Source organism: Gracilibacillus boraciitolerans JCM 21714, from assembly GCF_000521485.1.
Taxonomy (GTDB): Bacteria; Bacillota; Bacilli; order Bacillales; family Amphibacillaceae; genus Gracilibacillus; species Gracilibacillus boraciitolerans.
The window spans coordinates 22,508-49,436 of sequence record NZ_BAVS01000004.1 but is presented as its reverse complement, the minus strand read 5'-3'; the positions used below and the strand labels follow the sequence as shown (position 1 = coordinate 49,436).

At 36.4% G+C, this 26,929-nt stretch carries 16 protein-coding genes and 8 pseudogenes; 19 read left to right on the top strand and 5 right to left on the bottom strand.

The window, feature by feature from the left end; translation table 11 throughout:
* Positions 1-9: 9 nt before the first annotated feature.
* Positions 10-571: pseudogene (gene ahpC / locus JCM21714_RS04815) on the bottom strand (alkyl hydroperoxide reductase subunit C).
* A 208-nt stretch (positions 572-779) separates the two neighbouring features.
* On the opposite strand from ahpC, the pseudogene JCM21714_RS04810 reads away from it, so the two are divergent.
* From JCM21714_RS04810 to rlmD, 11 genes and pseudogenes are all read left to right on the top strand, one after another.
* Positions 780-2,282, top strand: a pseudogene (locus JCM21714_RS04810) (nitrate/nitrite transporter).
* A 77-nt stretch (positions 2,283-2,359) separates the two neighbouring features.
* Entirely contained in the window at positions 2,360-3,025 is a 666-nt protein-coding gene (locus JCM21714_RS04800; protein WP_235182620.1) for a nuclease-related domain-containing protein, read from the top strand.
* 506 nt (positions 3,026-3,531) lie between these two features.
* Positions 3,532-4,215: a heptaprenylglyceryl phosphate synthase gene (pcrB, locus tag JCM21714_RS04795; RefSeq protein ID WP_035722236.1), complete on the top strand. Its 684-nt coding sequence runs from the start codon at positions 3,532-3,534 to the stop codon at positions 4,213-4,215.
* Between the two features lie 19 nt (positions 4,216-4,234).
* Positions 4,235-6,476, top strand: a pseudogene (pcrA, locus tag JCM21714_RS04790) (DNA helicase PcrA).
* 19 nt (positions 6,477-6,495) lie between these two features.
* Positions 6,496-8,515: pseudogene (ligA, locus tag JCM21714_RS04785) on the top strand (NAD-dependent DNA ligase LigA).
* A 4-nt stretch (positions 8,516-8,519) separates the two neighbouring features.
* On the top strand, positions 8,520-9,680 hold the full coding sequence (locus JCM21714_RS04780; RefSeq protein WP_235182619.1) for a CamS family sex pheromone protein: 1,161 nt from the start codon (positions 8,520-8,522) through the stop codon (positions 9,678-9,680).
* Positions 9,681-9,781: 101 nt separating this feature from the next.
* The gene (gene gatC, locus JCM21714_RS04775) at positions 9,782-10,072 is read left to right on the top strand and encodes an Asp-tRNA(Asn)/Glu-tRNA(Gln) amidotransferase subunit GatC (RefSeq protein WP_035722235.1); all 291 of its coding nucleotides are present in this window, start codon (positions 9,782-9,784) and stop codon (positions 10,070-10,072) included.
* A gap of 12 nt (positions 10,073-10,084) precedes the next feature.
* A pseudogene (gene gatA, locus JCM21714_RS04770) lies at positions 10,085-11,555 on the top strand (Asp-tRNA(Asn)/Glu-tRNA(Gln) amidotransferase subunit GatA).
* Entirely contained in the window at positions 11,555-12,988 is a 1,434-nt protein-coding gene (gatB, locus tag JCM21714_RS04765) for an Asp-tRNA(Asn)/Glu-tRNA(Gln) amidotransferase subunit GatB (protein WP_035722234.1), read from the top strand. Before gatA ends, gatB begins: the two are co-directional and overlap by 1 nt.
* A 188-nt stretch (positions 12,989-13,176) precedes the next feature.
* A complete protein-coding gene (locus tag JCM21714_RS04760) occupies positions 13,177-14,100 on the top strand; it encodes a diacylglycerol kinase (RefSeq protein WP_035722233.1) in 924 nt (307 codons plus the stop codon).
* 259 nt (positions 14,101-14,359) lie between these two features.
* A pseudogene (gene rlmD, locus JCM21714_RS04755) lies at positions 14,360-15,744 on the top strand (23S rRNA (uracil(1939)-C(5))-methyltransferase RlmD).
* A gap of 246 nt (positions 15,745-15,990) precedes the next feature.
* On the opposite strand, the gene JCM21714_RS04750 reads toward rlmD, so the two are convergent.
* From JCM21714_RS04750 to modA, 4 genes and pseudogenes are all read right to left on the bottom strand, one after another.
* Positions 15,991-16,947 (bottom strand): sulfate/molybdate ABC transporter ATP-binding protein, encoded by a 957-nt coding sequence (locus tag JCM21714_RS04750; protein ID WP_268748288.1) that lies wholly within the window; start codon positions 16,945-16,947, stop codon positions 15,991-15,993.
* On the bottom strand, positions 16,898-17,056 hold the full coding sequence (locus JCM21714_RS22755; protein WP_268748287.1) for an ATP-binding cassette domain-containing protein: 159 nt from the start codon (positions 17,054-17,056) through the stop codon (positions 16,898-16,900). Before JCM21714_RS22755 ends, JCM21714_RS04750 begins: the two co-directional genes overlap by 50 nt.
* Before the next feature lie 5 nt (positions 17,057-17,061).
* A pseudogene (gene modB, locus JCM21714_RS04745) lies at positions 17,062-17,740 on the bottom strand (molybdate ABC transporter permease subunit).
* On the bottom strand, positions 17,741-18,535 hold the full coding sequence (gene modA, locus JCM21714_RS04740; protein ID WP_052000393.1) for a molybdate ABC transporter substrate-binding protein: 795 nt from the start codon (positions 18,533-18,535) through the stop codon (positions 17,741-17,743).
* Positions 18,536-19,001: 466 nt separating this feature from the next.
* Between modA and JCM21714_RS04735 the strand changes: the two genes are divergently transcribed.
* The 8 genes and pseudogenes from JCM21714_RS04735 (at position 19,002) to JCM21714_RS20945 (ending at position 26,598) form a co-directional block, all read left to right on the top strand.
* A complete protein-coding gene (locus JCM21714_RS04735; protein WP_035722231.1) occupies positions 19,002-19,832 on the top strand; it encodes a DegV family protein in 831 nt (276 codons plus the stop codon).
* A gap of 61 nt (positions 19,833-19,893) precedes the next feature.
* Positions 19,894-20,442, top strand: a pseudogene (locus JCM21714_RS04730) (GNAT family N-acetyltransferase).
* 203 nt (positions 20,443-20,645) lie between these two features.
* On the top strand, positions 20,646-21,005 hold the full coding sequence (locus JCM21714_RS04725; protein WP_035722230.1) for an ArsR/SmtB family transcription factor: 360 nt from the start codon (positions 20,646-20,648) through the stop codon (positions 21,003-21,005).
* A 175-nt stretch (positions 21,006-21,180) separates the two neighbouring features.
* Positions 21,181-21,546: an arsenite efflux transporter metallochaperone ArsD gene (gene arsD, locus JCM21714_RS04720; RefSeq protein ID WP_035722229.1), complete on the top strand. Its 366-nt coding sequence runs from the start codon at positions 21,181-21,183 to the stop codon at positions 21,544-21,546.
* Positions 21,547-21,570: 24 nt separating this feature from the next.
* The gene (gene arsA, locus JCM21714_RS04715) at positions 21,571-23,346 is read left to right on the top strand and encodes an arsenical pump-driving ATPase (protein ID WP_035722403.1); all 1,776 of its coding nucleotides are present in this window, start codon (positions 21,571-21,573) and stop codon (positions 23,344-23,346) included.
* A gap of 48 nt (positions 23,347-23,394) precedes the next feature.
* Positions 23,395-23,670: a CC/Se motif containing family gene (locus JCM21714_RS04710; RefSeq protein ID WP_035722228.1), complete on the top strand. Its 276-nt coding sequence runs from the start codon at positions 23,395-23,397 to the stop codon at positions 23,668-23,670.
* Between the two features lie 187 nt (positions 23,671-23,857).
* A complete protein-coding gene (locus tag JCM21714_RS04705) occupies positions 23,858-26,125 on the top strand; it encodes a GTPase domain-containing protein (RefSeq protein WP_235182616.1) in 2,268 nt (755 codons plus the stop codon).
* Between the two features lie 26 nt (positions 26,126-26,151).
* Positions 26,152-26,598, top strand: a complete 447-nt coding sequence (locus JCM21714_RS20945) for a hypothetical protein (RefSeq protein WP_235182615.1) — start codon at positions 26,152-26,154, stop codon at positions 26,596-26,598.
* Positions 26,599-26,929 lie beyond the last annotated feature (331 nt).

Below are 26,929 nucleotides of genomic sequence, written 5' to 3'. Positions count from 1 at the left end.
CCCCTTTTCTTATATTTTTCCTACTAAATCTAGGCTTGGTTTCAATGTGTCGCCACCTTCTTCCCATTTTGCAGGGCATACTTCATCAGTTCTTACGTACATATTGAGCAGCTTTGACTTTATTAATTAATGTACTGGCATCTCGGCCAATACCTTCTGCATTAATTTCTGCCGCTTGAATAATACCATCTGGATCGATGATGAATGTCCCGCGATCAGCTAGTCCTGCGTCCACACGTAATACGTCAAAGTTTAACGAAATTTGATGGGATGGGTCACCAATCATCGTGTATTCGATTTTGCTAATGGCATCCGAGTTTTCATGCCATGCTTTATGGGTAAAATGTGTATCGGTAGAAACAGAATATGCCTCTACTCCTAATTTTTGTAATTCAGCATATTGATTCTGTAAATCTTCTAATTCTGTTGGGCAAACGAATGTGAAGTCTGCAGGGTAAAAGCAAACAATGCTCCATTTACCTCTGAATGTTTCCTCTGTTACATCCACAAATTCACCTTGACGAAAGGCGGATGCTTGAAATGGTAATACTTCTTTTCCAATTAATGACATAATGTTTGTCCTCCTGTTTTTTTCTATTTTTGTTCATTAAGATTAAATGAAGACATAATATTCCTCTTATCATTCTATTTTTTACAAAATTAGTAAGGTTTATTCATTATATAAAATATTAGTTACATGTGAAGATTGTCACACTTAATATTTGAATTTATCGATATGATAAATGTAACAAAACAGTCTTTGGAGAGGATGTACGGAAATGGCGAATATAAAAAAGCTTCAACTTCCATTACAAACCCTAAGTCTTTTAGTTGGCTTTATGGTTTGGGTTATACTTTCCTCATTAATGAGTTTTATTAAACTGGATATATCCTTAACTGTTGGTCAGATTTCTTTTATTACAGCAGTTCCTGTTATTTTAGGTTCGATCTTGCGAATACCATTGGGATTTTATACTAATCGTTTTGGAGCACGTGGCCTGTTTATCTTAAGTTTATTGTTCTTAATTTTGCCTGTTGGATATTTAGGAATGGCTAATAGTTTTACAGACTTAGTTGTATCAGGTTTATTTTTAGGTATAGGTGGCGCAATTTTCTCTGTTGGGGTTACTTCTTTGCCAAAATACTATCCAAAAGAAAAACATGGCTTTGTTAATGGAATATATGGGGGGGTAGGTAATATTGGTACGGCTATTACCTCATTTGGTGCCCCCGATTATCGCGGGGGGGATATATGGTTGGCGCGTTGCTGTCTTCACCTTTATCCTTCCATTATTACTTTTTGCTATATTAAACTTTTTGTTAGGGGGGGATAAAAACGAGCCAAAAGTCGATACGTCACTGAAAAAGCAAATTCTTAGTGTGTATAAAAATAATAAGCTATGGTTTCTAAGCTTCTTTTATTTTCTTACATTTGGTTCATTCGTTGCGCTAACTGTCTATTTGCCTAACTTTTTAGTTTCAGAATTTCAATTATCACAAGTTGATGCGGGTTTAAGAACGGCAGGATTTATTGCCTTGTGTACATTACTTCGTCCTGTCGGCGGTTGGTTAGGTGATAAATTTGATCCATTTAAAGTGTTGATGTTTGTCTTTACAGGATTAACTATCTCAGGCGTTATCTTATCCTTTTCGCCTACCATAATGCTATATACCATAGGAAGTCTTTCGGTTGCTCTTTTTTCAGGAATTGGAAATGGTACGATTTTTAAGCTTGTTCCATTGTATTTCACAAAGCAGGCCGGTATTGTTAATGGTATTGTAGCAGCAATGGGTGGACTTGGTGGCTTTTTCCTGCCCATTATTTTAACACTAGTTCATGATATAAACGGTCACTATGCGATTGGGTTTATGGCTTTATCGCAGTTTGCACTCGCCAGTCTTATTATTGTAATTTGGATGTATTATACCGATAAATTAAACTTGTCCAATTACATCGTTAATAACGCAGGCAGGGAATTTTGGTAACAGATGAAAATGGAAAAATCACAAAAATTAATAAAGCATTTGAACGGATTACCGGGTATATGGAAGAAGAAGTAGTAGGAAGGAATCCAAACATATTGAGTTCTGGCAAACAAGGGTCAACGTTTTATAATGAAATGTGGAAGGAATTAAAAGAAAAGGAAATATGGCAAGGAGAAATCATTAATAAACGAAAAGATGGCGAGATATATAAACAATGGTTATCGATCAGCGTCTTAAAAGATGCAGGCAATAATGTCACGAATTATGTGGGAGTATTTAGTGAAATTAATAATTAATCAGTTGCCTTGGGTGACTGGTTTTTTATTGCATTTTAATGTAAAATAAATCCAAACAAGTAGAAAGGAAGAGGATAGTGAAGAAAAGAAGAAAACCTCGCGAATTAATCATGTATGAATACCTATTGAGACGCAAATCCTTGTCACATGAAGAAATGAGGAAATATCGAACATTAAAAAAAGGCTATGAAGGTGAACTATTATTTGATCGTTATATTGAATCTTTACCTGGCGACTTTATTTTTCTCCACGATCTGTGGCTTTCTTACCGCAATCGAGCTTTTCAAATCGACCACATATTAATCATCAATAACACTCTTTATCTATATGAAATCAAAAACTTCCCTGGTGAATACTACTATGAAAACGAAAAATTATATTTTGAAACTGGTAAAGAAGTAGACGATCCTTTAACACAGTTAAAAAGAAATGAATCGTTGTTGCGGCAATTACTTTATTCTTTAGGTTACCAAATTCCACTTCAGGCTGTTGTGGTTTTCGTAAACCCCCCCGAGTGTACCCTCTATCAAGCACCAAGAACTTCTAAAATTTTATTACCTACTCAGTTAAAACAATATTTTCAGCATTTACAAACTAGTACTGCTATAGATCCTATTTTTCATAAGTTAGAGGAAAAGTTCGAGTCTATTCGATTAGAAAAATCACCATATGAGCAACTACCTTCCTATAATTATAATGATATAAAAAAGGTATCCCATGTAAATCTTGCAATAACTTTTTAAATAGAATAGAAGGCAAAATGATCATCTGTGCTTATTGTGGAGAACGAGAACATCTACAATCTAGTATTTTACGAAATATTAAAGAATTCATATTCCTTTTTCCGGAACAACAGATTACTACTGAAAGAATGTATCAATGGTGTAACTTCCCAATAAGGAAACAAAGGATGCGTTATGTTTTAAGGAAAAACTTAATCCAGAAAGGAAGCAACAAAAGAGCATATTATATTCTTAAAAAATAATTGTATATCTGGTTTATTGAGATATAAAGATTAAAAACGATATATGGATGAAAAGTAACGAGCCGCCTTCTGAGATTTCAGCGATAAACTGATATATCGCTGAAAAGTCATCAACGTATGTCTGAGATATAAAGATTAAATAGCAATCCAAAATATTCAGCAAAAAATGATACGAGAATCACACTTTATCATTCTAAAATGGTGTATATTTTTGCTATAATGAAATAATGGATATAGAATCGTCATTAATGGAGGATTATAATCGTGTATAATATCGATGAATGGAAACATATCTTCAAATTAGATCCGGCTAAAGAGATTTCAGAAGATATGATTGATAAGATATGTGAGTCAGGAACAGACGCAATAATAGTTGGAGGCACCGATCACGTCACACTTGATGACGTGTTGCAATTGTTAAGCAGTATTCGACGTCATACGGTACCGGTGATTTTAGAAATATCTAATATCGAATCAGTTACACCTGGCTTTGACTATTATTTTGTTCCAATGGTGTTAAACAGCCAGCAGAAAAAATGGATGATCGATGTGCAGCATGAAGCTATCCGTGAATACGGTGATATTGTTAACTGGCAGGAGATGTATGCAGAGGGTTATTGTATTATGAATGAACAATCAAAAGTTTTTCAGCATACTGATTGTAAGCTGCCTACTGAAGGGGGGGATGCAATTGCATACGCAAGAATGGCTGAACATTTATTCCGATTACCCTTTTTCTACTTGGAATATAGCGGTACATATGGAGATTCAGCACTTACTGAAAAAATAAGTCGTGAACTTGATAATACAAAGCTGATCTATGGTGGTGGCATTGAATCGAAAGAACAGGCAGCTGAAATGAGCCAGTATGCAGACATTATTGTTGTTGGCAATGTAATTTATAATAATCCAAAAGAAGCGTTAAAAACAGTCAAAGCAACCAAGTAAAAAAAAGGACGGTGTTAGAATGAGTCGGATGAAACACGACTTATTAAAAGGATTAAACCAGCCTCAACAGGAAGCGGTTCAACATACAGACGGGCCACTTCTAATAATGGCGGGTGCCGGAAGTGGAAAAACACGAGTATTAACGCATCGTATTGCGTATTTATTAGATGAAAAACAAGTATCGCCCCCCCGAAATATTCTGGCGATTACCTTTACCAATAAAGCGGCACGTGAAATGAAAGACAGGATCACTACTCTCGTTGGAGCTTACGGTGCAGATATGTGGGTATCGACGTTTCACTCAATGTGTGTCCGTATTTTAAGACGAGACATTGAGCGCATCGGATATAGCCGTAACTTTTCCATATTAGATAGTGGCGACCAACTTACCGTTATTAAAAATATTGTGAAAGACAAAAATATTGATGCTAAGAAATTTGAACCGCGAGCAATTCTTGGAATGATCAGCGGTGCAAAAAACGAACTGATTACATCTGAAAAATATGCGGAAAACGTCAACGATTTTTTTAGCAGACAAGTTTCAGAAGTTTACACAGAATATCAACGCAGATTACGAAAAAATCAATCATTAGATTTTGATGATTTAATTATGCAAACGATCCATCTTTTTCAAAGGGTTCCAGAGGTATTAGAATATTTTCAAAGACGCTTTCAATATATTCATGTCGATGAGTATCAAGATACCAACCATGCACAATATCAATTAGTGAGACAATTAGCATCCAGATTTCAGAATCTGTGTGTAGTAGGGGGGGATTCCGATCAATCAATCTATGCCTGGCGTGGAGCAGATATTACTAATATTCTATCGTTTGAAAAAGATTACCCAACAGCGCGAGTCGTGTTTTTAGAACAAAATTATCGTTCAACAAAATCCATTTTACAGGCTGCAAACCAAGTGATTGAAAATAATACAGGTAGAAAACCAAAAAATCTATGGACCGACAACCACGATGGCAATAAAATCCGTTACTTTCAAGCTTCAACTGAACGGGAAGAAGGCTTATTCGTTGCAGATCGTATCGAAGAATTGGTGATGCAGCAACACTATCAGCACACGGATATGGCGGTGCTCTATCGCACCAATGCCCAATCACGTGCGATTGAGGAAACCTTTATGAAGGCAAATATACCGTATCAAATGGTTGGAGGCACGAAGTTCTACGATCGAAAAGAAATTAAGGATATGCTAGCCTATTTACGTTTAATTGTTAACCCGGATGATGATATCAGTTTTGCACGTGTAGTGAATGAACCAAAACGCGGAATTGGAAAAACGTCGTTAGATAAGTTACAAGCATATGCAGCAGCACATGATATCTCGATGTATACGGCAGTACAAGAGGTTGACTTTGTCGGAGTTAGTGCCAAAGCCGCCAAGACACTAATGCAATTCGGGCAAATGATTAAAAATTGGACCCAACAGCAGGAATTCCTCACTGCAACAGATATGGTAGAAGAAGTGATTGAAAAGACGGGTTATGAAGAAATGTTATTAAATGAACGAAGCATTGAATCACAAACCCGATTAGAGAATATTGAAGAATTTAAAACAGTGACGAAGCATTTTGAAGAATCCAGTGAGGATAAAACTCTTGTAAACTTTTTAACTGATTTAGCTTTAATTTCGGATATTGACCGAATGGACGATGATCCTTCCGCAAACGATAAAGTGACCATGATGACCTTGCATGCAGCAAAAGGACTTGAATTTCCCGTTGTGTTTCTCATCGGTATGGAGGAGAGTGTTTTTCCTCATAGTCGTTCCTTGATGGATGATGATCAGATGGAAGAAGAGCGCCGACTCGCATATGTAGGGATCACTCGGCAGAAAAGCTTCTGCATGTATCCCATGCAAAGATGCGTACACTATATGGCCGAACGAACATGAATCCAATCAGTCGTTTTATCAATGAAATTCCTGAAGAATTAATCGAAGGTAAAGAGGAATTAGAGGAAGTGATGTTTGGTAGCCAGCTAGACCGCATTGCGATTAAAGATCAAGAATTACCTTTTGAGAAGCCGAAACGAAAACCAGAACGGATCGTAAATCAGACAACAGGTGGCGAAAAAGAAGCATGGCAAGTGGGGGGGGATAAAGCAACCCACAAAAAATGGGGGCAAGGTACAATTGTCAGGTAAATGGTTCGGGAGATGCCATGGAATTAGATATTGCATTTCCGGCACCAACCGGGATCAAACGGCTGTTAGCTAAATTTGCTCCAATTACAAAAGTGTAAACAAGGAGGTGCTCTTACGATGACAGAGCAAGAAGCACATCAGCAATTAACAGCATTACGTGAGGAATTGAATCAATATAATTATGAATACCATGTCTTAGATAATCCGAGTGTATCAGATGCGGAATATGATATAAAAATGAGAGAGTTAAAAGATATCGAAGCAGAATTCCCACAACTTATTACAGAAGAGTCTCCCTCTCAGCGGGTCGGTGGGCCACCATTAGATGCGTTTGCAAAAGTCACACATCGTGTACCAATGTTGAGTCTTGGAAATGCTTTTAATGAAGCGGATCTAAAAGACTTTGATCGTCGTGTTCAAGAAGGGTTAGCGACTGACCAGGTCACCTATGTTTGTGAGCTAAAGATAGATGGCCTGGCTATTTCTCTACGATATCAGGATGGTTTATTTGTTCAAGGTGCCACACGAGGAGATGGGACAACCGGTGAGGATATTACCAGTAACTTAAGAACCATTAACAGTATTCCATTGCGAATAAAGGATCATTCCTCCATCGAAGTGCGGGGGGGGAAGCCTTCATGCCACAAAGAGCATTTGTTTCACTAAACGAAATAAGAAAAAAAAATCAGGAAGAACCTTTTGCTAATCCAAGAAATGCGGCGGCAGGTTCATTGAGACAATTAGATCCGAAAATTGCATCCAAGCGTCAACTTGATATTTTTTTATATGCGGTAGGGGGGGAATGGGAGACAGGAACAATTGAAACACATAGTGGCCGTCTCGATTATTTGCAAAAATTAGGATTTAAAATCAATCCAGAATCGCAAATATGTAAAAGTATCGAAGAAGTGCTGGAATATGTGGAAGAGTGGACCGAAAAACGTGCCAGTCTTTCCTATGATATCGATGGAATTGTCATCAAAGTAGATGATTTAGAAGCACAGGAACAGTTAGGTTTTACTGCAAAAAGTCCACGCTGGGCGATCGCATATAAATTTCCGGCAGAAGAAGCCATCACTAAACTAATTGATATTGAATTAAGTGTTGGACGCACAGGTGTGATAACACCAACCGCGATACTTGAGCCTGTAAAAGTGGCAGGCTCAACGGTACAGCGAGCATCACTTCATAACGAGGATTTAATTAAAGAAAAGGACCTGCGGATCGGTGATACAGTTATCATTAAGAAAGCAGGCGATATTATACCGGAAGTCGTCCGCGTGTTGGAAAATGAAAGAACCGATGAGCAGCAGCCGTTTGCGATGCCCGAGAATTGTCCTTCGTGCGGAGCGGAATTGGTTCGATTAGAGGAAGAAGTGGCCTTACGGTGTATCAATCCCAATTGTCCCGCTCAACTGAAAGAAGGATTGATCCATTTTGTATCCCGATTAGCGATGAATATTGATGGTCTCGGCGAAAAAGTAATAGAGCAGCTTTTTCAAGCTCCTATATTCATACCATTGAGGATCTCTATCGGCTTGATCGTGAAGAGCTGTTGAAATTGGAGCGAATGGGAGAAAAATCAGTCGAAAACCTTTTGCAGGCAATTGAGGATTCTAAACAAAATTCATTAGAACGGTTATTATTTGGTCTGGGTATCCGTTACGTTGGATCAAAAGCAGCAAAAACGCTCGCCAGTCATTTTGTTACTATCGATCAATTACAACAGGCAAGTTTTGATGATTTAGTAGCGATCGACGAAATTGGAAATAAAATAGCGGATTCCGTGGTGAAATTTTTCGAGGAAGATAAAGCGGAGCGTCTCATTTCTGAATTACAGCAATTAGGATTGAATATGACCTATAAAGGACCAAAAGTAACTGAAACTGTTGATGATAGCCCATTCTCAGGAAAAACGGTAGTATTAACAGGTAAGTTATCGATCTTTACAAGGCAAGAAGCAAAGCAGCGTATTGAAGCATTAGGTGGTAATGTAACGGGGAGTGTCAGTAAAAAGACGGACCTGTTAATTGCTGGAGAAGAGGCTGGCTCGAAATTAGATAAGGCTAAGAAATTTGAAGTAGAAATATGGGATGAAAGCAAGTTCCAGGAAATACTCGAGGGGGAAACGGAATGAAGAAATGGACAGCCGGATTTCTAGTGGCTTTACTCGTTTTAGCAGGATGTGCCCCCCTGACTTTGGTGAGAAAGAAGAAGCAGTTATTGATGAGGGAAAGGATGATAGCCTTCAGGAAACGGCAGTCATACCCAAATATAGTTTGGCAGAAGAGAATTATCGCATGCTTATTGATTCAAACTTAAGTCAAGCGCGTGGTGTCATTACCAATCAAATTGCCAATCGTGTCGATATTGATGAGCTAGAGGAAGGTCTAAGACGTCACTCTAAAGAAGTGTTTGATCCCGATAGCTATTACTTTCAAGAAGGCCAGTATTTAACGGAAGAAATATTATATGATTGGTTAGAGCGTTATGATGAAGAAGGTGAGCCACTAGGACTCAACCCGGAGTTGGGAGTAGAAAGTAATGCAGAGGATGACGTGGTAGAAAAGGCAGAAAAAAATAATCCGAAATATCTCTCACATATATTGGAACAAAATTACTTAAGAAAAACAAAAGATGACGTCGTTGAATTAGCAGGGATTTCGATTGGGATTGCCATGAAATCTGTTTATCGTTTTCAAACAGAAGTTGGCGGACCGTATAATTACGAGGATATTTCAGAGAGTGAAATGATGAAAGAAGCACAACAGATTGCTAATGAAGTAACCCAAAGAATTCGGCAATTAGAAGGATTGGAAAATGTTCCGATTATGATAGGAATATTTCGCGAAGCTCCACAAAGCTCACTAGTACCAGGTAATTTTGTTGCAAAAACAAATGTCCCCGGGGGGGACAAAGCTTCTGTAGGTAGTTGGGAGGATGTAAACGAGGAATACGTGTTATTTCCATCTGAACATGGAAGAAATACCTATGCAGATACCCATGCAACTTTAGTCGATTTTGAAACAGATGTCGCTTCTTATTTCCCGAATTATGTCAGTGTAATCGGAAAAGGTTTCTATCAGAATGGTAATTTACAAAGACTGACTGTGGAAATTCCAGTGTCGTTTTACGGAAAAGCTGAACTAATTGGTTTCACACAATATGTATATGGACTTGTATTATCAGGTTTTCCGACAGATTATCGGTTGGAAGTAAATATAATATCTGGTGAAAGACAAGAGGCATTAATTGTGCGAGATCCAGGCGAAGAGAAAGGTTTTGTGCATATTTATCGCTAATTCTGTCCAAAAATCTTTTGATATAATGGAATTAATGGTAAAATAAACGTTATGGATTTTACTTATAACGAGCAGCTTTTATAAATACGGAGGTGGATAACATGGCGGATATTTCAAAAGAACAGGTAAAGCATGTCGCGAATTTGGCTCGACTAGCGTTAACAGACGAGGAAGTAGATACCTTCACTAAACATTTAGGCGATATCATCAACTATGCAGAATTATTAAATGAGTTAGATACGGACAATGTCGAACCAACGACACACGTCTTAGATTTGAAAAATGTACTGCGTAAAGATGAGCCGAAAGAATGGATTAAAAAAGAGGATGCATTGAAGAATGCACCAGATCAAAAAGATGGTCAATTCCGTGTACCATCAATTTTAGAATAAGGAGGGTTTCTTTTGTCACTTTTTGACTATACATTAAAAGAATTGCAAGAAAAGCTACATAATAAAGAAATTACTGTTAGCGACCTTGTACAAGCTTCCTATGACCGAATTAATGAAGTAGATGGTGAAGTACAGGCATTCCTGACACTAAACGAAGAAAAAGCAAAACAACAAGCGAAAGAGTTAGATGAAAAATTAGGTTCCGATGCATCGATATTATATGGGATGCCGTTAGGTTTGAAGGACAACATCGTTACAAAAGGATTACGTACCACTTGTGCTAGTCAAATGTTAGATAATCTTAATGATCCACTATACGATGCAACAGTTGTACAAAAATTAAATGCAGAAAATACGGTAACGATAGGTAAATTAAACATGGATGAATTTGCGATGGGATCTTCAACAGAAAATTCCAGCTATCAAAATACCCGTAATCCATGGAACACAGACTATGTGCCAGGAGGTTCCAGTGGTGGAGCTGCCGCATCTGTTGCTGCCAATGAAGTATTCTTTTCATTAGGTTCCGATACAGGTGGTTCGATTCGTCAGCCTGCAGCGTTTTGTGGTGTAGTCGGATTAAAACCTACTTATGGTCTTGTATCGCGTTTTGGTTTAGTGGCATTCGCATCTTCCTTAGATCAAATTGGACCGATCACAAAAACGGTTGAAGACAATGCCCACCTTTTACAAGCTATTGTTGGACATGATCCAATGGACTCTACTTCCGCAAATGTAGAAGTGCCAGATTATAGTGCAGCTTTTAAAGAAGGGGTAAAAGGTCTTCGGATTGCGGTACCTAAAGAGTACTTAGCAGAAGGAATTGATCCAGAAGTAAAAGAAGCAGTGCTTACAGCGTTAAAACAATATGAAGCATTAGGTGCTACATGGGATGAAGTTTCATTGCCACACTCTAAATATGCAGTTGCAGCTTATTACTTGTTGGCATCCTCAGAAGCAAGTGCGAATTTAGCACGTTTTGATGGTGTGCGTTACGGTAAGCGAACAGAGAAAAAAGTGGATATGATTGATATGTTCAAAGAATCCCGTGCAGAAGGTTTCGGTGATGAAGTAAAACGACGTATCATGCTAGGTACATTTGCTTTAAGCTCCGGCTACTATGATGCATATTATAAAAAATCCCAAAAAGTTCGTACGTTAATTAAAAATGACTTCGAAAAAATCTTTAATGAGTATGACGTGGTGATTGGACCAACCACCCCCAACACCAGCATATAAAATTGGTGAAAAAATTGATGATCCATTAACAATGTATGCAGATGATGTATTAACAACTCCAGTAAACCTTGCCGGACTTCCAGGTATTTCATTGCCTTGCGGATTTAATAGTAATGGTTTACCAATTGGATTACAGATCATTGGTAAACACTTTGATGAGTCGATGATTTATCGTGTGGCATATGCTTATGAGCAAGCAACAGATCATCATAAAAAACGTCCTAGCCTAGGAGGTGACAAGTAATGACAAATTTTGAAACAGTAATTGGTTTAGAGGTGCATGTAGAATTAAAAACAGCATCAAAAATCTTTAGTCCAAGTCCTAATGCATTTGGTTCAGAGCCAAACGCCAATGTGAACCCAATTGATTTAGGATATCCAGGTGTTTTACCAGTATTAAACGAAGAAGCAGTAAACTTTGCGATGAAAGCCTCGATGGCAATTAATTGTGATATTGCAACAAATACAAAATTTGACCGTAAAAACTACTTCTATCCAGACAATCCGAAAGCATATCAAATTTCGCAATTTGATCAGCCAATCGGTGAAAATGGCTGGATTGAAATTGAAGTAAATGGTGAGAAAAAGAAAATCGGTATTACGCGTCTCCACTTAGAAGAAGATGCTGGTAAACTGACACATGGTGATGACGGTTATTCTCTTGTTGATTACAATCGTCAAGGTACACCACTTGTTGAAATAGTGTCCGAGCCTGACATGCGTACACCGGAAGAAGCATATGCATATTTAGAAAAATTAAAAAACATTATTCAATATACAGGGGTATCTGACTGTAAGATGGAAGAAGGTTCCTTGCGTTGTGATGCTAATATTTCGATCCGTCCAGTAGGACAAAAGGAATTTGGTACAAAAACAGAATTAAAAAACCTAAACTCCTTCTCTTTTGTTCAAAAAGGATTGGAATTTGAAGAAAAACGTCAACGAGAAGTATTGCTTAATGGTGGTGAGATTCTTCAGGAAACACGCCGTTATGATGAACAGACGAAAGAAACGATTCTTATGCGTGTCAAAGAAGGCTCAGACGATTATCGTTACTTCCCTGAACCAGATCTTGTTCCACTTTATATTGATGAAGCATGGAAAGAACGCATTCGTGCTGAAATTCCAGAATTACCAGACGCGCGCCGCGAGCGCTATGTGAAGGATCTGGATTTACCAGCCTACGATGCAGCTGTTCTAACAAGCACGATAGAAATGGCTGATTTCTTTGAGCAAACCATCAAGGCGGGTGCAGATAGTAAGCAAGCATCTAACTGGTTAATGGGTGAAGTATCAGCCTATATGAACAAACAGCAAGTAGAAATTCAAGACTTAAAAATGACACCAGCAGCACTGGCGAAAATGATCAATCTTATTGAGGATGGAACGATTTCTTCAAAAATGGCGAAGAAGGTATTCGCAGAGCTTGTAGAAAACGGTGGAGATCCTCAAAAAATTGTAAAAGAAAAAGGACTTGTGCAAATTTCAGATGAAGGACAGCTTCGTGATATCATAATCGGTATATTGAATGAGAATCAACAATCGATAGTCGATTACAAGAATGGTAAAGATAAAGCATTAGGTTTCCTTGTTGGTCAAACAATGAAAGTTACCAAAGGACAAGCTAATCCACCTATGGTAAATAAAATTATTCTAGAAGAAATTGATAAACGATAAGAAGGAAGGGGGGGCTGTGTATACGCACAGTCCCTTATTATCGACTCAGTGTAACTGATCGACATTAGAAAGCATCAACGTACATTATTTGCTTAAGAATTATTTGACTTCATCACTTATTATTTGCAAAATTAGCCAAATCCATTATGATGATAGTTAGAAGGTTTTTCGTTAAGAGGAGAATGAATATGAAAAAAGCACGTGTTATTTATAATCCTACTTCTGGTCGGGAGCTTTTCAAAAAAGAATTACCAGAAGTATTGAGACGTTTTGAAGAAGCAGGATATGAAACCTCTGCCCATGCGACAACCTGTGAAGGTGACGCAACAGATGCAGCTAAATATGCTGTCACCAATAAATTCGATCTCATTATTGCAGCAGGTGGAGATGGGACGATCAATGAAGTTTTACATGGTATAGCAGAACAGGATTATCGCCCGCAGTTAGCTGTTATTCCTGTGGGGGGGACAACCAATGATTTTGCCCGTGCCTTAGGAATACCTCGTGATATACAAAAGGCAGTCTCTGTGATTTTAGAGCATCATATAAGAAAATTGGACATAGGTAAAGTAAATCATCATTATTTTATGAACATTGCAGGTGGGGGGGGTAAGCTTACTGAATTAACATATGAGGTGCCAAGTAAATTAAAAACAATGCTTGGTCAACTCGCTTATTACTTGAAGGGTATTGAGATGTTACCATCATTAAAACCCATAAATGTGCAGATTGAATATGATGGGAAATTTTTTGAAGATGAGATTATGCTTTTTCTTGTTGCCAATACAAATTCAGTAGGTGGATTTGAGAAAATCGCACCAGAAGCAAAAATGGATGATGGCTACTTTGATCTAGTAATTCTTCGCAAAATAAATTTAGCAGAATTTGTCCGTATTGCTAGTTTAGCAACACGTGGAGCCCATTTGGAAGATAAGAATATTTTCTACACAAAAGCCAATCGGATCAAAGTTCATACAGATGAAAAAATGCAACTAAATCTTGATGGAGAATTCGGTGGGTTATTACCAGGGGGGGAATTCGTAAATCTCTATCAACATATCGAGTTTTTTGTCTCTGAACAATTTATAGAAAAGCAAGCAGAAATTAAATGAATGAAAAAGATACATTCACGATGAACGAATGTATCTTTTTTTTGTGCCAGATATTCTGCCTAACTTTGCGAAAAAATTTATTTATTTCCCAGGAAATGATTAAATTAGACACGCTATTTCCTATTTGACATAAGCTGTGATAAAATTTGGACAGTATATGATAAAAAAGAGAGTCGAGTGACGAATAACGGCAATTTTTTAAAACGAATGATCACTGTTAAGTATGTCTCACTTAATCGAAAAAAAGGACGTTGATATAATGACTAAAATAACTCCGCCAGTGAAAAAGAATGAAACAATTGAGGTTGAATTTGTAGATATAACCATGAAGGGGGGGCAGGGGGGGTAGGTAAGGTTGATGGTTTTCCGCTATTTGTTCCAAATGGATTACCAGGTGAAACCGCCCAAGTAAAAGTAATTAAAGTAAAGAAGAATTTTGGATTCGGCCGTCTCCTTGAAATCACCAGTCAAAGTGCAGATCGTGTCGAGCCACCATGTAATGTCTACCATAAATGTGGCGGCTGCCAATTGCAGCATATGAGTTATGAAATGCAATTAGATATGAAAAGAAATCAGGTTCAAAGCTCACTAAAAAAGATTGGACATATCGAGGGTATACCGATTCATCCGACAATAGGTATGGAGGACCCATGGCGCTACCGAAATAAGGTGCAAATTCCTGTGGGAGAGAAAAACGGCGAATTAATCACGGGTTTTTACCGGAAGCAAACTCACGAGATCATAGATGATATGGAACGTTGCATTATTACGGACGAAGTAAATGATCGAATGGTGGATGCTGTTCGTGAGATTGCAAATCGCTTAGGCATACAAGCATATGATGAAGAACATCATCGCGGCACGTTGCGACACATCATGGTGCGATCAGGACAAGTAACCAAACAAACTATGATTGTTTTAATAACAAGAACAGAAAAAGTGCCCCCCCAGTTAGAGACATTGATAAGCGAATTAACAGAAACCTATCCTCATATCAAATCGGTTGTTCAAAATATTAACACGGATCGGACCAATGTCATTCTCGGTAAGAAAACGAAAGTATTATGGGGAGAAGAATATATTTATGACGAAATTGGCGATGTAAAATTTGCGATCTCCGCCAAATCTTTTTATCAGGTCAATCCAACACAAACAAAGAAATTATATGATAAGGCATTGGAATATGCAGATCTCTCGGGAAATGAAACTGTCATTGATGCTTATTGCGGAATTGGTACGATTTCTTTATTTCTTGCCCAAAAAGCTAAAAAGGTATATGGTGTAGAAATTGTTCCTGAAGCGATCAGTGATGCCAAGGAAAATGCTAAATTAAATCATATTGATAATGTTGAATTCTATGTAGGACAAGCTGAAAAAGTAATGCCCTGGTGGCAGGCGCAAGGACTTAAACCAGACGTTATTGTGGTAGATCCGCCAAGAAAAGGTTGTGACGAGGTATTATTACATGCAATGCTAGAAATGAAGCCAAAGCGTATTGTCTATGTTTCTTGTAATCCGTCGACTCTAGCGCGTGATTTACGTGTGTTGGAAGATGGGGGATACCATACGAAGGAAGTACAACCCGTTGATATGTTTCCGCAGACGACACACGTCGAGTGCGTGGCATTGATAGACCGTGTATAGTGAAGATGTACATTCCCTCAGACTAAGAGTTTTGAGGGAATTTTTATTTGAAGGGATCTTTTCGATAAATATGTGAACTTTTTTGACCAAAACTAAAGGTATTGGATAATTGCACGAAAAGTTGGTTGAAGTAGCTTTGAAACGTATGCATCAATTACTGCAAAGCCGTTTTTTGGAAAACAAGGTTATACAGTTGAAGCAAGAAAAAAGAATCGGTATTTATTTTAGAGGTAGTAGCAATAATGCTTACCTGTTTTCTAAAAGAAATAAATGTTGAGAAGGTAGCTCTACTATTATATTTTCTTTTAAAATGGTATCCATTTCATTATTAGGAACTGAGGCAACTATAGGTAACTTTTTCTCAAGGTTGATTGTTAGATTTGTTTGATGAATTCCCCCCCTAACCATTTCCGTTATAGTGAAATGAAATAAATTTTCCGCTTGATGATTTGTTTTTCTGAATTGGATATTTTCAGAGTATATACCAATATGTGTAATTTCAGTAGATAGTGTTTGCTTTGGAACCTTTATTTTTAAGCCTTGAATTTGACACTCTATATGATCTTTGGTTTCAAATATAGAATTAACTGGTAAGATGTTCTTACATCCGATAATTTTTGCTGCGGAAATATTGCCAGGCTTTTTGAAAACTTCTTCCTTTTCTCCTGATTGAATGATTTGTCCTTGGTCATAAAGGATTAAAGAATCACAAAGTCTGTAGGCTTCCTCCATATTGTGAGTGACTAATAGTACAACTCCTGAATAATTTTCATTTAAAATATTTAATAATTCTTGTTCAAGAATGTGCTTTACGTGGTGGTCCAAAGCAGAAAAGGGCTCGTCTAATAAAAGCATACTCGGTTCTGTCACCAATGTTCTAGCAAGAGCAACACGTTGCTGTTGACCACCAGAAAGTTGCGTTGGATAATGTCTTTCATAGCCAGAGAGTTGGACTTTTGCTATCATGTCTGAAACTTTCTGGATTTTCTCTTCCCCCCCTGGACTTCCCTTTAAACCATATGCAATATTATTCTCTACAGTTAAGTGTGGAAAAAGGGCGTAGTTTTGAAATACATAACCTATCTTTCGTTCTCTTGATTTGAGATTGATATGATTAGCTGAATGAAAAAGAATTTGGTGGTTTAATAGGATCTCACCATTGTCTGGGGGTTTGGAGACCTGCAAGACATTGTAATGTAACACTTTTCCCAGATCCAGAAGGGCCAATGATACCTGTAATTCCTTTTGGTGCATTAAAATTCGCATTTAATTGAAAGTGTTTAAGTGTTTTTGTAATGTTCACCTTTAGCATGAGAATCACCCAGGTCCCTTCGTAATTCTTTTTTCTAAACGGTTAATAATGTATAGTAAGCTAAGTGATACAGCAGTCATAATGAAGACTAAGATATTAGCTAATTCACTATTACCTGCTAGTAATGCATCATATATAGCAATAGGCATGGTCATTGTTTCATTTGGAATGCTTCCTGCAACCATGAGAGTTGCCCCGAAATCACCAAGTGCTCTTGCGAATGCAAGTGTAATCCCGGCAGCGATCCCTCTCCATGCTAAAGATGATTATCGTTAAGAATATGTTGAATTCTGATCTCCCTAAAACTCTGGCTGCATTTAACAATGTAGTATCAATTCCAGCGAATGCAGCTCTTGCCGATTTAATTAACAGTGGTATGGATACAATAAGGGCAGCGATCACAGCTCCAGTTGGCGTAAAAACAATTGTGATATCAAATCTTTCTTCTAAAAACTTACCGATTGAACTTTGTCGACCTAATAAAATTAATAAATAATATCCTAGTACAGTTGGTGGAAGAACAATGGGCAAAGTGATGACAGTATCGATAATATCAGCTAGTTTACTATTTGAACGATTTAGATAATAAGCAATTGGGAGGCCGATAATGAGTCCAAATAGAGTTGCAGTTAAAGCAACTCTTAAAGATAAAAATAGTGGAAATAAAGTAATACCCTCTAACATCTACTTTCCCTCCGGTATGATAAACCCGTAACTCTCCATAATTGGCTTTCCTGTGGGTCCTTTTATAAAGGATATAAATTCCTTCGCCAATTCTTCTTCGTTTGTTCGATTAATAACTGCGATGGACTGCTCAAGTGGCGCATGCATCTCATCATCAATAATATGGAAGTTTACTTCGTCTTCTTGGTAAAGCGAAAGCGCGATGATGCCCGCTTCTGCATTACCAGTTTCAATAAAGACTAGTGTGTCAGAAATATTCCGACCGTAAACTAATTTACTTTGTAGTTGATCCCATAAACCAGCATTTTCAAGGGTTTGTTTTGCCACTAAGCCGTAAGGGGGGGCATGATCAGGGTTAGCGATAGCAACTTTTTTGACCTCTGGTTTTAATAAATCTTCTAGTGTTTCAATGGAAAGGGGGGGACTGTCAGAAAGAGTAGAAATTCCTATTCTGCCAAAAGCGTATGTAGTCTGCGTTTCAGGAATAATTAAATTTTTTTCTCGCAACTGATCTACGAATGTAACGTTTGCTGAAGCAAATACATCAAAAGGAGCACCATTTTCAATTTGATCGGCTAATTGACCTGTTGATCCAAATGAAAAGGTAACGTTTGCTCCAGTTTCTTGTTCAAATAATTCTCCAACTTCTTTGAAGGCTAATGCTAAGTCAGAGGCAGCAGCAACTTTTATTTCTACCTCGTTATTTACTGATGATTCATTTGTACTGCAACCATTAATCAATAATACACATAAAAGAGTAAATGCTATAATTAGATAAGAACAACTATTATTCATGGTTCTTCTCCTTCAATTTAAATATCTAGATATAATTATACGTTTTTATTGAACGTGTATACAATGATAAATTTCACATCATAGAACAAACTAATTATAACTGGTTTGTTTTATTAATATTATATGGGAATTAAATGGATAAGAAGTAGATTTCGAATTTTATTTTTTTTGTAACAAAGTTTGACCAAAAATTTTGAAACGAAAAGGTGAAAAAGGTGCGTTAGTATGTAGACTTTATTATAATTATTGACAGAAGAATGAACGATGAAAAGGGCGATTATGGTAAGAGGCTGCTTTGAATGCAAAAAAATCTAACCAAACAATAGAAACCTGCAAGCGATAATATAAACTGATATTATCATAAAACAGTGGATGCGGATTTTTATTGTTGGTGTATAAAATCAATGGCTTCATAAGGTGTTACTTTTAATTGCACATTATTTTTTATAAGAAGAGAGGGAAAAGTATGGTTCAATTTATTACTGACAGTTCTGCGGATTTGCCAAAAGATCTATTAGAAAAATATAATATTTATATTGTGCCTTTATCTGTTCAAATAGAGGAAACACAATATTTAGAGGGTATTAGTATTACCCCGCCTGAATTCTATCAAAAGATGTTTTCAACTGATGAACTCCCAAAAACTTCGCAGCCATCTCCCTCGGATTTTGCTGATTTGTTCACAAAGTTAGCTGAAAAAGAGGAAGAAATTCTTTGCTTTACTATTTCCTCTGGCCTTAGTGGTACATATCAATCAGCATGTCTTGGCAAAGAGTTATCTAAAACTAATGTAACTATTTTTGATACATTAGGTGGTTCTTTAGGTCATGGGTTGCAGATATTGAAAGCAGTAGAACTAGCGGATAAAGGATGGAAATTGGGAGACATTATTCCGGTAATTGAAAAGATTAGAGATGAAATGAATATCTTAATTTTATTAGATACCATTGAAAATGTCGTAAAGGGTGGAAGGTTAAGCAGGTTCCAGGGATCTATTGTTAAAGTTCTTAATATTAAAGTTATTTTAGAAGGAATTAATGGAAAAATAGAAGTTCTTGAAAAGATACGAGGAAATAAGCGATTTTTCAAAAGGGCATTAAATATTATAGGAGAACGTAAAGCCGATTTTTCTGAAACAGTTTTCGGAATTACTCATACAGGTAATTTTGAGGATGTTGAATTTTTAAAAACGGAAATAGAAAAAAGATATAATCCTCGAGAAATAATAATAAATTACATGGGTGCAACAATGGGAACATATGCAGGAAAGGGCGGTACGATTATTTCGTTTTACTAAAAAATATTATCCCTAAAACTTTGTGTTACATATTATAAATAGGAAAAAGAGGAGAAAAAGTATGTTTTATTTTAAACTTAACGATGATGCGGAATTACGCTTGTTAGAAAGAAGACATGCGAAGAATTTATTTCTATTAACAGATAAATCAAGAGATCATCTTAAAGAATGGTTACCTTGGGTCGATTACATAAAAGAGATTAGTAATTCAGAAGATTTCATTGTTGGGGGCGCTAAAACAATTTAGTGTTAATGACGGCTTTCAAGCTGGTATCTGGTATAAAGGTGAATTAGCAGGAGTTATTGGCCTGCATGGTATTAACTGGCTCATAAATCCACTTCAATAGGATACTGGATAGGTGAAGAATTTCAAGGTAATGGTTTAATGACTAGTGCTTGTAAATCAATTATCGATTATTGTTTTAATGAATTAAATATAAAGAGAATTGAAATACGTACTGCTACAGAAAATCAAAAAAGCCAAGCAATTCCTCAAAAATTAGGATTTAAAAATGAAGGTTTAATAAGGAGTTCTGAATTGTTATATGATCGATATGTTGACCATTATGTTTATGGATTATTAAATGAGGATTATAACGGACTTATCTAACAAAGATATCAGGAGCAGGGAAGAATTACCTGACATCTTAAATTCCACAAAGAATTTAAGGAGATTATAAATGGAACGGAAAGCCACTCAAATAATCTTTTTATAAATCCAAACAATCATAAAAGTACAATAATTGACAAAAACAAGAACAGAACATATAATATTAACATATTCAAATATATGAATATGAGAGAGGTTGAAAAATGAATACGGATATTTTTAAAGCATTATCAGATGAAAGCCGTTTAAGGATATTAAATTTATTATTTAGGAGAGAATTGTGTGTTTGTGAGCTTGAAAGTATTTTGGATATGAGCCAAACGAATGTCTCTAGACACTTAAATAAATTGAAGTATGCAAATATGGTGTTAATGACCAAGAAGTCAAAGTGGGCATATTATTCCATCAATGATCAGTTCATAAAAGAAAATGATCATTTAATTGCGTATCTCAAGAATAATTTTAGTGAGGATAAAGATTTTGTCCGTGACATGAAGATACTAATTTCCCTGGAGGAAGATCAAGCTTTATGCAGTGATAGTAATATAGTGAAATTCGTATAAACTTTTTCGTGCTATATATTCACCAATTCAAATGTAATCATGTATAATGTGAGAGAGAAACCACCTTTTGTAACAATATTTGTTTTATAAGGAGATTAAGAGAAAATCCTCTTAGTTCTCTTTTTGTTAAATATAGGAAAGTACTTATATAATTATATATTTATGGAGGTTTAAAATGAAAAAAGTAGAAATTTTTGATCCTGCAATGTGCTGTTCAACTGGAGTTTGTGGTCCAAGTGTCGATCCAGATTTAACGAGAGTCGCTTCTGCCGTTTATTCATTAGAGAACAAAGGGTTTGATATTAAACGATATCAGTTAACAAACGATCCTGATAAATTTGCGGATAATAATAAAATTAACCGTGTCTTGCAGGAGAAAGGTCCAGATGCATTACCAATCGTGTTAGTTGATGGTGAAATAGCGAATGTTGGTGGCTATCCATCAAACGATGAACTGGCAGAATGGTTTGATACAAATCCTGAAGAATTAACAGAAAAACCAAAAGTTCGTCTATCCATTAATATGAATGATTTAAAATAGAAAGTTAGAAAGATGGTGAAAACAATGGATGCCCAATTTAATCCAAATGATATCAAGACAAAATTTTTATTTTTAACAGGCAAAGGTGGAGTAGGAAAAACATCAACAGCTTGTGCAACAGCTGTAGCTTTAGCAGATCAAGATGAAAAAGTATTATTAATTAGTACGGATCCTGCTTCGAATTTGCAAGATGTATTTCATATGGATTTGTCGAGTACACCAACCGTTATTCCAGATGTGGAAAACTTATTTGTCAGTAATATTGATCCAGAAGCTTCTGCAAAAGCCTATCGTGAAAAAATGGTTGGCCCGTATCGGAATAAATTGCCAGAAGCTGTTGTGACAACAATGGAAGAGCAGTTATCAGGTGCATGTACGGTCGAAATTGCTGCATTTGACGAATTTACAAGTTTTTTAACCAAAAGCGAGATTGTAGATCAATACGATCATATTATTTTTGATACAGCTCCTACAGGTCATACGTTGCGATTATTACAATTACCAACGGCATGGAATGGATTCTTAGAAGAAAGCACACACGGAGCTTCCTGTTTAGGACCATTATCAGGTCTTGCAGATAAAAAGGATCTGTATGCAAATGCAGTATCTGCCTTATCTGATGGCACAAGAACAACTCTAGTACTGGTTTCAAGACCTGATAGTTCATCATTGACAGAGGCGGATCGTGCGTCTCGGGAATTAAAAGAGCTAGACATTAATAATCAAATACTGATTGTTAATGGTCTTTTAGAGGACCATAATGAAAAGGATGAAGTGGCGTCCACCTTCTATGCGCGACAAAGAGAGGCTTTAGAGGAGATGCCAGAGAATTTAAATCAGATGAAGGTATATTCATTGCCATATGTACCGTATTCTTTAACAGGAATAGACAATTTGCGTCACCTCTTTACATCCTACAAAGAGAAAATAATGGATGCAACTATCGAAAGACAGGAAATAAATCTGCCAGGGTTAAAAACAGTTGTCGATGATTTTTCTATGAACGGTACCAAACTGATTTTTACAATGGGTAAAGGTGGCGTAGGGAAAACAACGATTGCGTCAGCCATTGCTGTAGGATTAGTCGAAAAAGGTCACCGTGTTCATTTAACGACAACCGATCCTGCTGCACATCTGGAGTATCAATTTCAATCGGAACAGCAGAATGAAAGATTGACGATTAGCAGTATCGATCCTAAACATGAAGTTGAAAAATATAAAGCAAAAGTGCTGGAAGAATCAATTAAGGATTTAGATGAAGAAAGTCTAGCTTATTTAAAGGAAGATTTGGAATCACCTTGTACAGAAGAAATTGCAATTTTTCAAGCATTCGCCGAAGTAGTGGCCAAATCAGAAAATGAAGTGGTTGTGATTGATACAGCACCAACTGGCCATACGCTGCTTTTATTAGATGCTTCTGAAGCGTATAGTAAGGAGATAGCCAGATCAACAGGGAAAGTTCCTGAGAGTGCGAAAAAACTATTGCCGCAAATCAGAAATCTAAAAGAAACCGCTGTAGTGATTGTTACACTTGCTGAAGCAACGCCCGTGCTGGAAGCCTCCAGGTTACAAGATGATCTAAGACGTGCTAATATTGATCCGAAATGGTGGGTAATTAATCAAAGTCTATATGCAACGCATACTAGTGATCCAATATTAAAAGGAAAAGCATTAGCAGAGCAGGAATGGATCCAGAAAGCACATGATACATTCGGAGAAAATACAGCTTTAATTCCTTGGTTCTCAGAAGAAAAGATAGGATATAACAAACTAAAGGACTTTATGGTTGAAAATAAATAATCGGTTCAGACTAGAAGGAACCACAAAATATTAGGGAGGAAAAAGCCAATGAAAATTACAGATGAAGCTAAACAACTTTTAAGTAATTTCTTGAACGAGAAAGGAGCAGGAGGAATTCGCCTTTCTTCTGTTGCAGGCTGTTGTGGACCGCAGTATAATGTATCAGTTGATGACCCAACAGAATCTGATACTGTCCAAACGATTAATGGAATTAAAGTTGCAATTGACTCACAAATAGAAGGTACAGAGGATATTACATTAGATATCGAAGAGAATCAGAATGGTGCTAATTTAATCTTAACAGGTGGAAGTAATTGCTGTTAATTAATATAATTGCTTATGGAAGTAGAGAGTTTTTATCCTCTCTACTTTTTTGTGGTAGTTATCTAATTGTATTGTAATTGATAAAAAAATGAAATATTGTACAAGGTTATGTTTGTTAGAATATAATTGGAGATATTTATTGTCTAATACGCATTTTTAAATAAGGTAATATGGAGGAGCGGTAACAATGGAGAAACAACTAATTAGTAAATCCTATTATCATACATTTATAGAAGGTATTAATAATGTGGAGCCCATCAAGATTTTGGGTGAATTATATAAGCAAGAGCAACAAAATGAAATGCCTGAACTATCCTATATTCGTTTTGCGCAAGGAGAAGTTTATTTTCTCAATCAAGATTTTGAGACAGCTATTTTTAAATGGGAGAATGTTTCCAACGAGTTAAAACCATGGGCACAGAAAAATATCGCGGATGCACATGTTGAAATGAATTTGCTTGCTATTGCTGAGGACTATTACAATGCAGTTGAAACAGACTCAGAAGTATTAGAAACAGAAGTGCTGCTGCAGCTATTTTCACTATACATACAACTCGATGATCATCCAAAGGCTGTTGATGCTATCAAGCAAGCCGTTGAGTTAAATCCAGACTATTCTGATGTTACCGATATGGCACGAGTATTCTTTGAAGACCAACAGGACTGGGATAATGCTGTCGAACTTGCCGTTAATGAGGCAAAACGGACAGAATCATTGTCATGGTTTGTAACTTTGGAAGAATATGTAGAAGACGGGCATACGGCACATATACATCCAAGTTATTTTAGTGAGGTAATATTGCCTCTCTATCACATTGATCAGAATCGTTTTGAAAGCCTGGCAACAGCACTGTGGAATAGTTATCAACAAAATGATTTGTATTTTACCTGGTTGGAGGAAATTAATAATCTGCTGGTGGTCCAAGAGCCAGAACGCTCCAATACATGGAGTAAGCTTTCCAATCAGTTTAGGGTAACTTACTTTGAATTAATGAACGGAAAGTATTTAATACATGAGTTTTCTTATTTAATTCCTACTTATTTAACCAATTGGATGAAATTAGCGACAGCTTCTGATGCTATTATTGCTTCATCTGCTGTTCTTTCCTGGAACGAGATTTATCCTGCTAATCTGGAAGCTTCCACAATTAATATGGCAGAAGGTCTGTTAAACCAGTCTGATCGTTATCAGGAGGGTATAAAAGATGGAGTTGAACTTTACGAATCTGTTATGAAATGGGCAGATGCTGAAGGATTAATCGTGGATAAACGTAATCAATGGATCATTAGCGAATTACAAGATTTGCATCAATACCATTTAATGATTACGGGAACTGAGACGAGTGGAAAAGGTGTATTTATAAATACAGTACTCGAAGAAGAGCTTTCAGAAGAGGCAGCTAATGCTACCGTCCTTTACAAAGATGCAGATAATGCGAAGATTCATGCTATTACGGATGAAGAGGAAAGAATGATAGCAGAACATAATGATTTTAAAGAAACAATTAAAAAGGAACAAACATTTATTTCCTGTAGAATGCCGGTCTCTTTTTTAAATGAAAATAAGCTTTCTCTAATTGATGCTCCGGATCTTACAAATCAAGATAAATTCAGAAGTAAAGCCAATCATTATCTTAATTTAGCGGATGGTCTGCTGTTTGTGATCAATACAGACTCGAACCTTACAAGTAATGAACTAGATCAGGCTGTTAAAATTAAGGACCAGATACCTGACTTACCGATTCATTTTATCTTATGCAAATCGGAGAGTAATTTGGACAGTCAGGTAGCGATGGAACGGACAGAGGCGATGATAAATAGAATTCATGCCTATTTTCCAAATGCAAAAGCCTTCACTTTTTCGGCAAATGAAGGTAGAAAAAATCAAATGGATCAGTTTTCCGCATTTATACAAACGATCAAGAATGGGCATAACATAGAAGAGGGACGTACAGCCAGTATTCTGTATTATATTAAGAAATCAATCGAATTCTTGCTTGATAGACGAGAAGAAGAAGAATATTCCTTAATGAATAAAGTGGAATGGAATGAAGAGGTCGTTACCAAACTGAAGGGTGCACAACATCAGTTGCATGACATTGAAGAAAATTCAGATCAAGTCATTAACAAGTCTTATAATAAAATTATAGAGAAGTGGAGACAGGATTTGACGATGAAGCTCCAGGAATTGATTCGGAACAGCGCTGAACTGGTAGATGAAGATAGCGATCTTGGAAAAGTTCATATGGAGTTAAACGATAAAATTAATAAGCGAATCAATGATTATATGGAAGAAACAGTTTTACCTGATTTACATGTAGAACTTCAGGATTGGATCGAGCAGAGCGACTCGGAATTAAACGACAGCCAAACGTATTTAAGGGAAATGAGCGATAGTTTAATCATTTATATGATGAAGAAAAGATATCTTTCGAGTGTGACAGTGAAGTATTAAATGACTGGCATCGCGATATAGAACGGATGACTAGAAAAAACATTGCTTTGACGCAGGTAACCTTTATAAGTCACTTTGCTATTTCACAATCTTTATGGAAAAGTGCTGGAAAGCTCGTCGATACATTATTGAAAAATAAAGAGATACTCCATGATAAATTTAAACATTATATCAAGGGAAAAGACTACAGTAAATCAATCAAAATAGTTGTGGATGAATTCATGCAGCCGTTTGAAATATTCGGAAAATCACTTGAACGAGATATTAATATGTTCTTTTCAGAGCCATATAAAGTATTAACTGTAACCTTATCGGAAGCATATGAAGAGATTGAAGAAAGTAAAGATCTATTAAGCGATATGCGAAAAAACCCTGAATTATATCGAAATCCAATAACCCTGTTTGAAATAAAACTACGCCAACATGAATGGATGAATTGCAACACGGGGACGGTTCGGTTGTCTCAATTTTAGTTAGAGCTATTTTATTCAATCTAGTAAACCTTTGTTAAAAAAATGAAAAGAATTTTAAGAATAAAGACAACTAATTCCATAGGAGAATAGTTGTCTTTATTTTTTTAGAGAGTCCTCAGGATTGGACAGTATCAGAAAAAGTTTAGAGTGCTCCATCTTATATTTTTCCGTTAATTGTTAACGATGAAAGGTGAAAAATAATACATATGAATAGATATTCTCTCTAAAAGGGATTGTTTTATCTACTTTTTAGTTATTTATGTCTGCTTTTTATATACGCACTCATTTAATAGTTTGTTAAAATATACATGTTCTTCAAAATACATTCTCT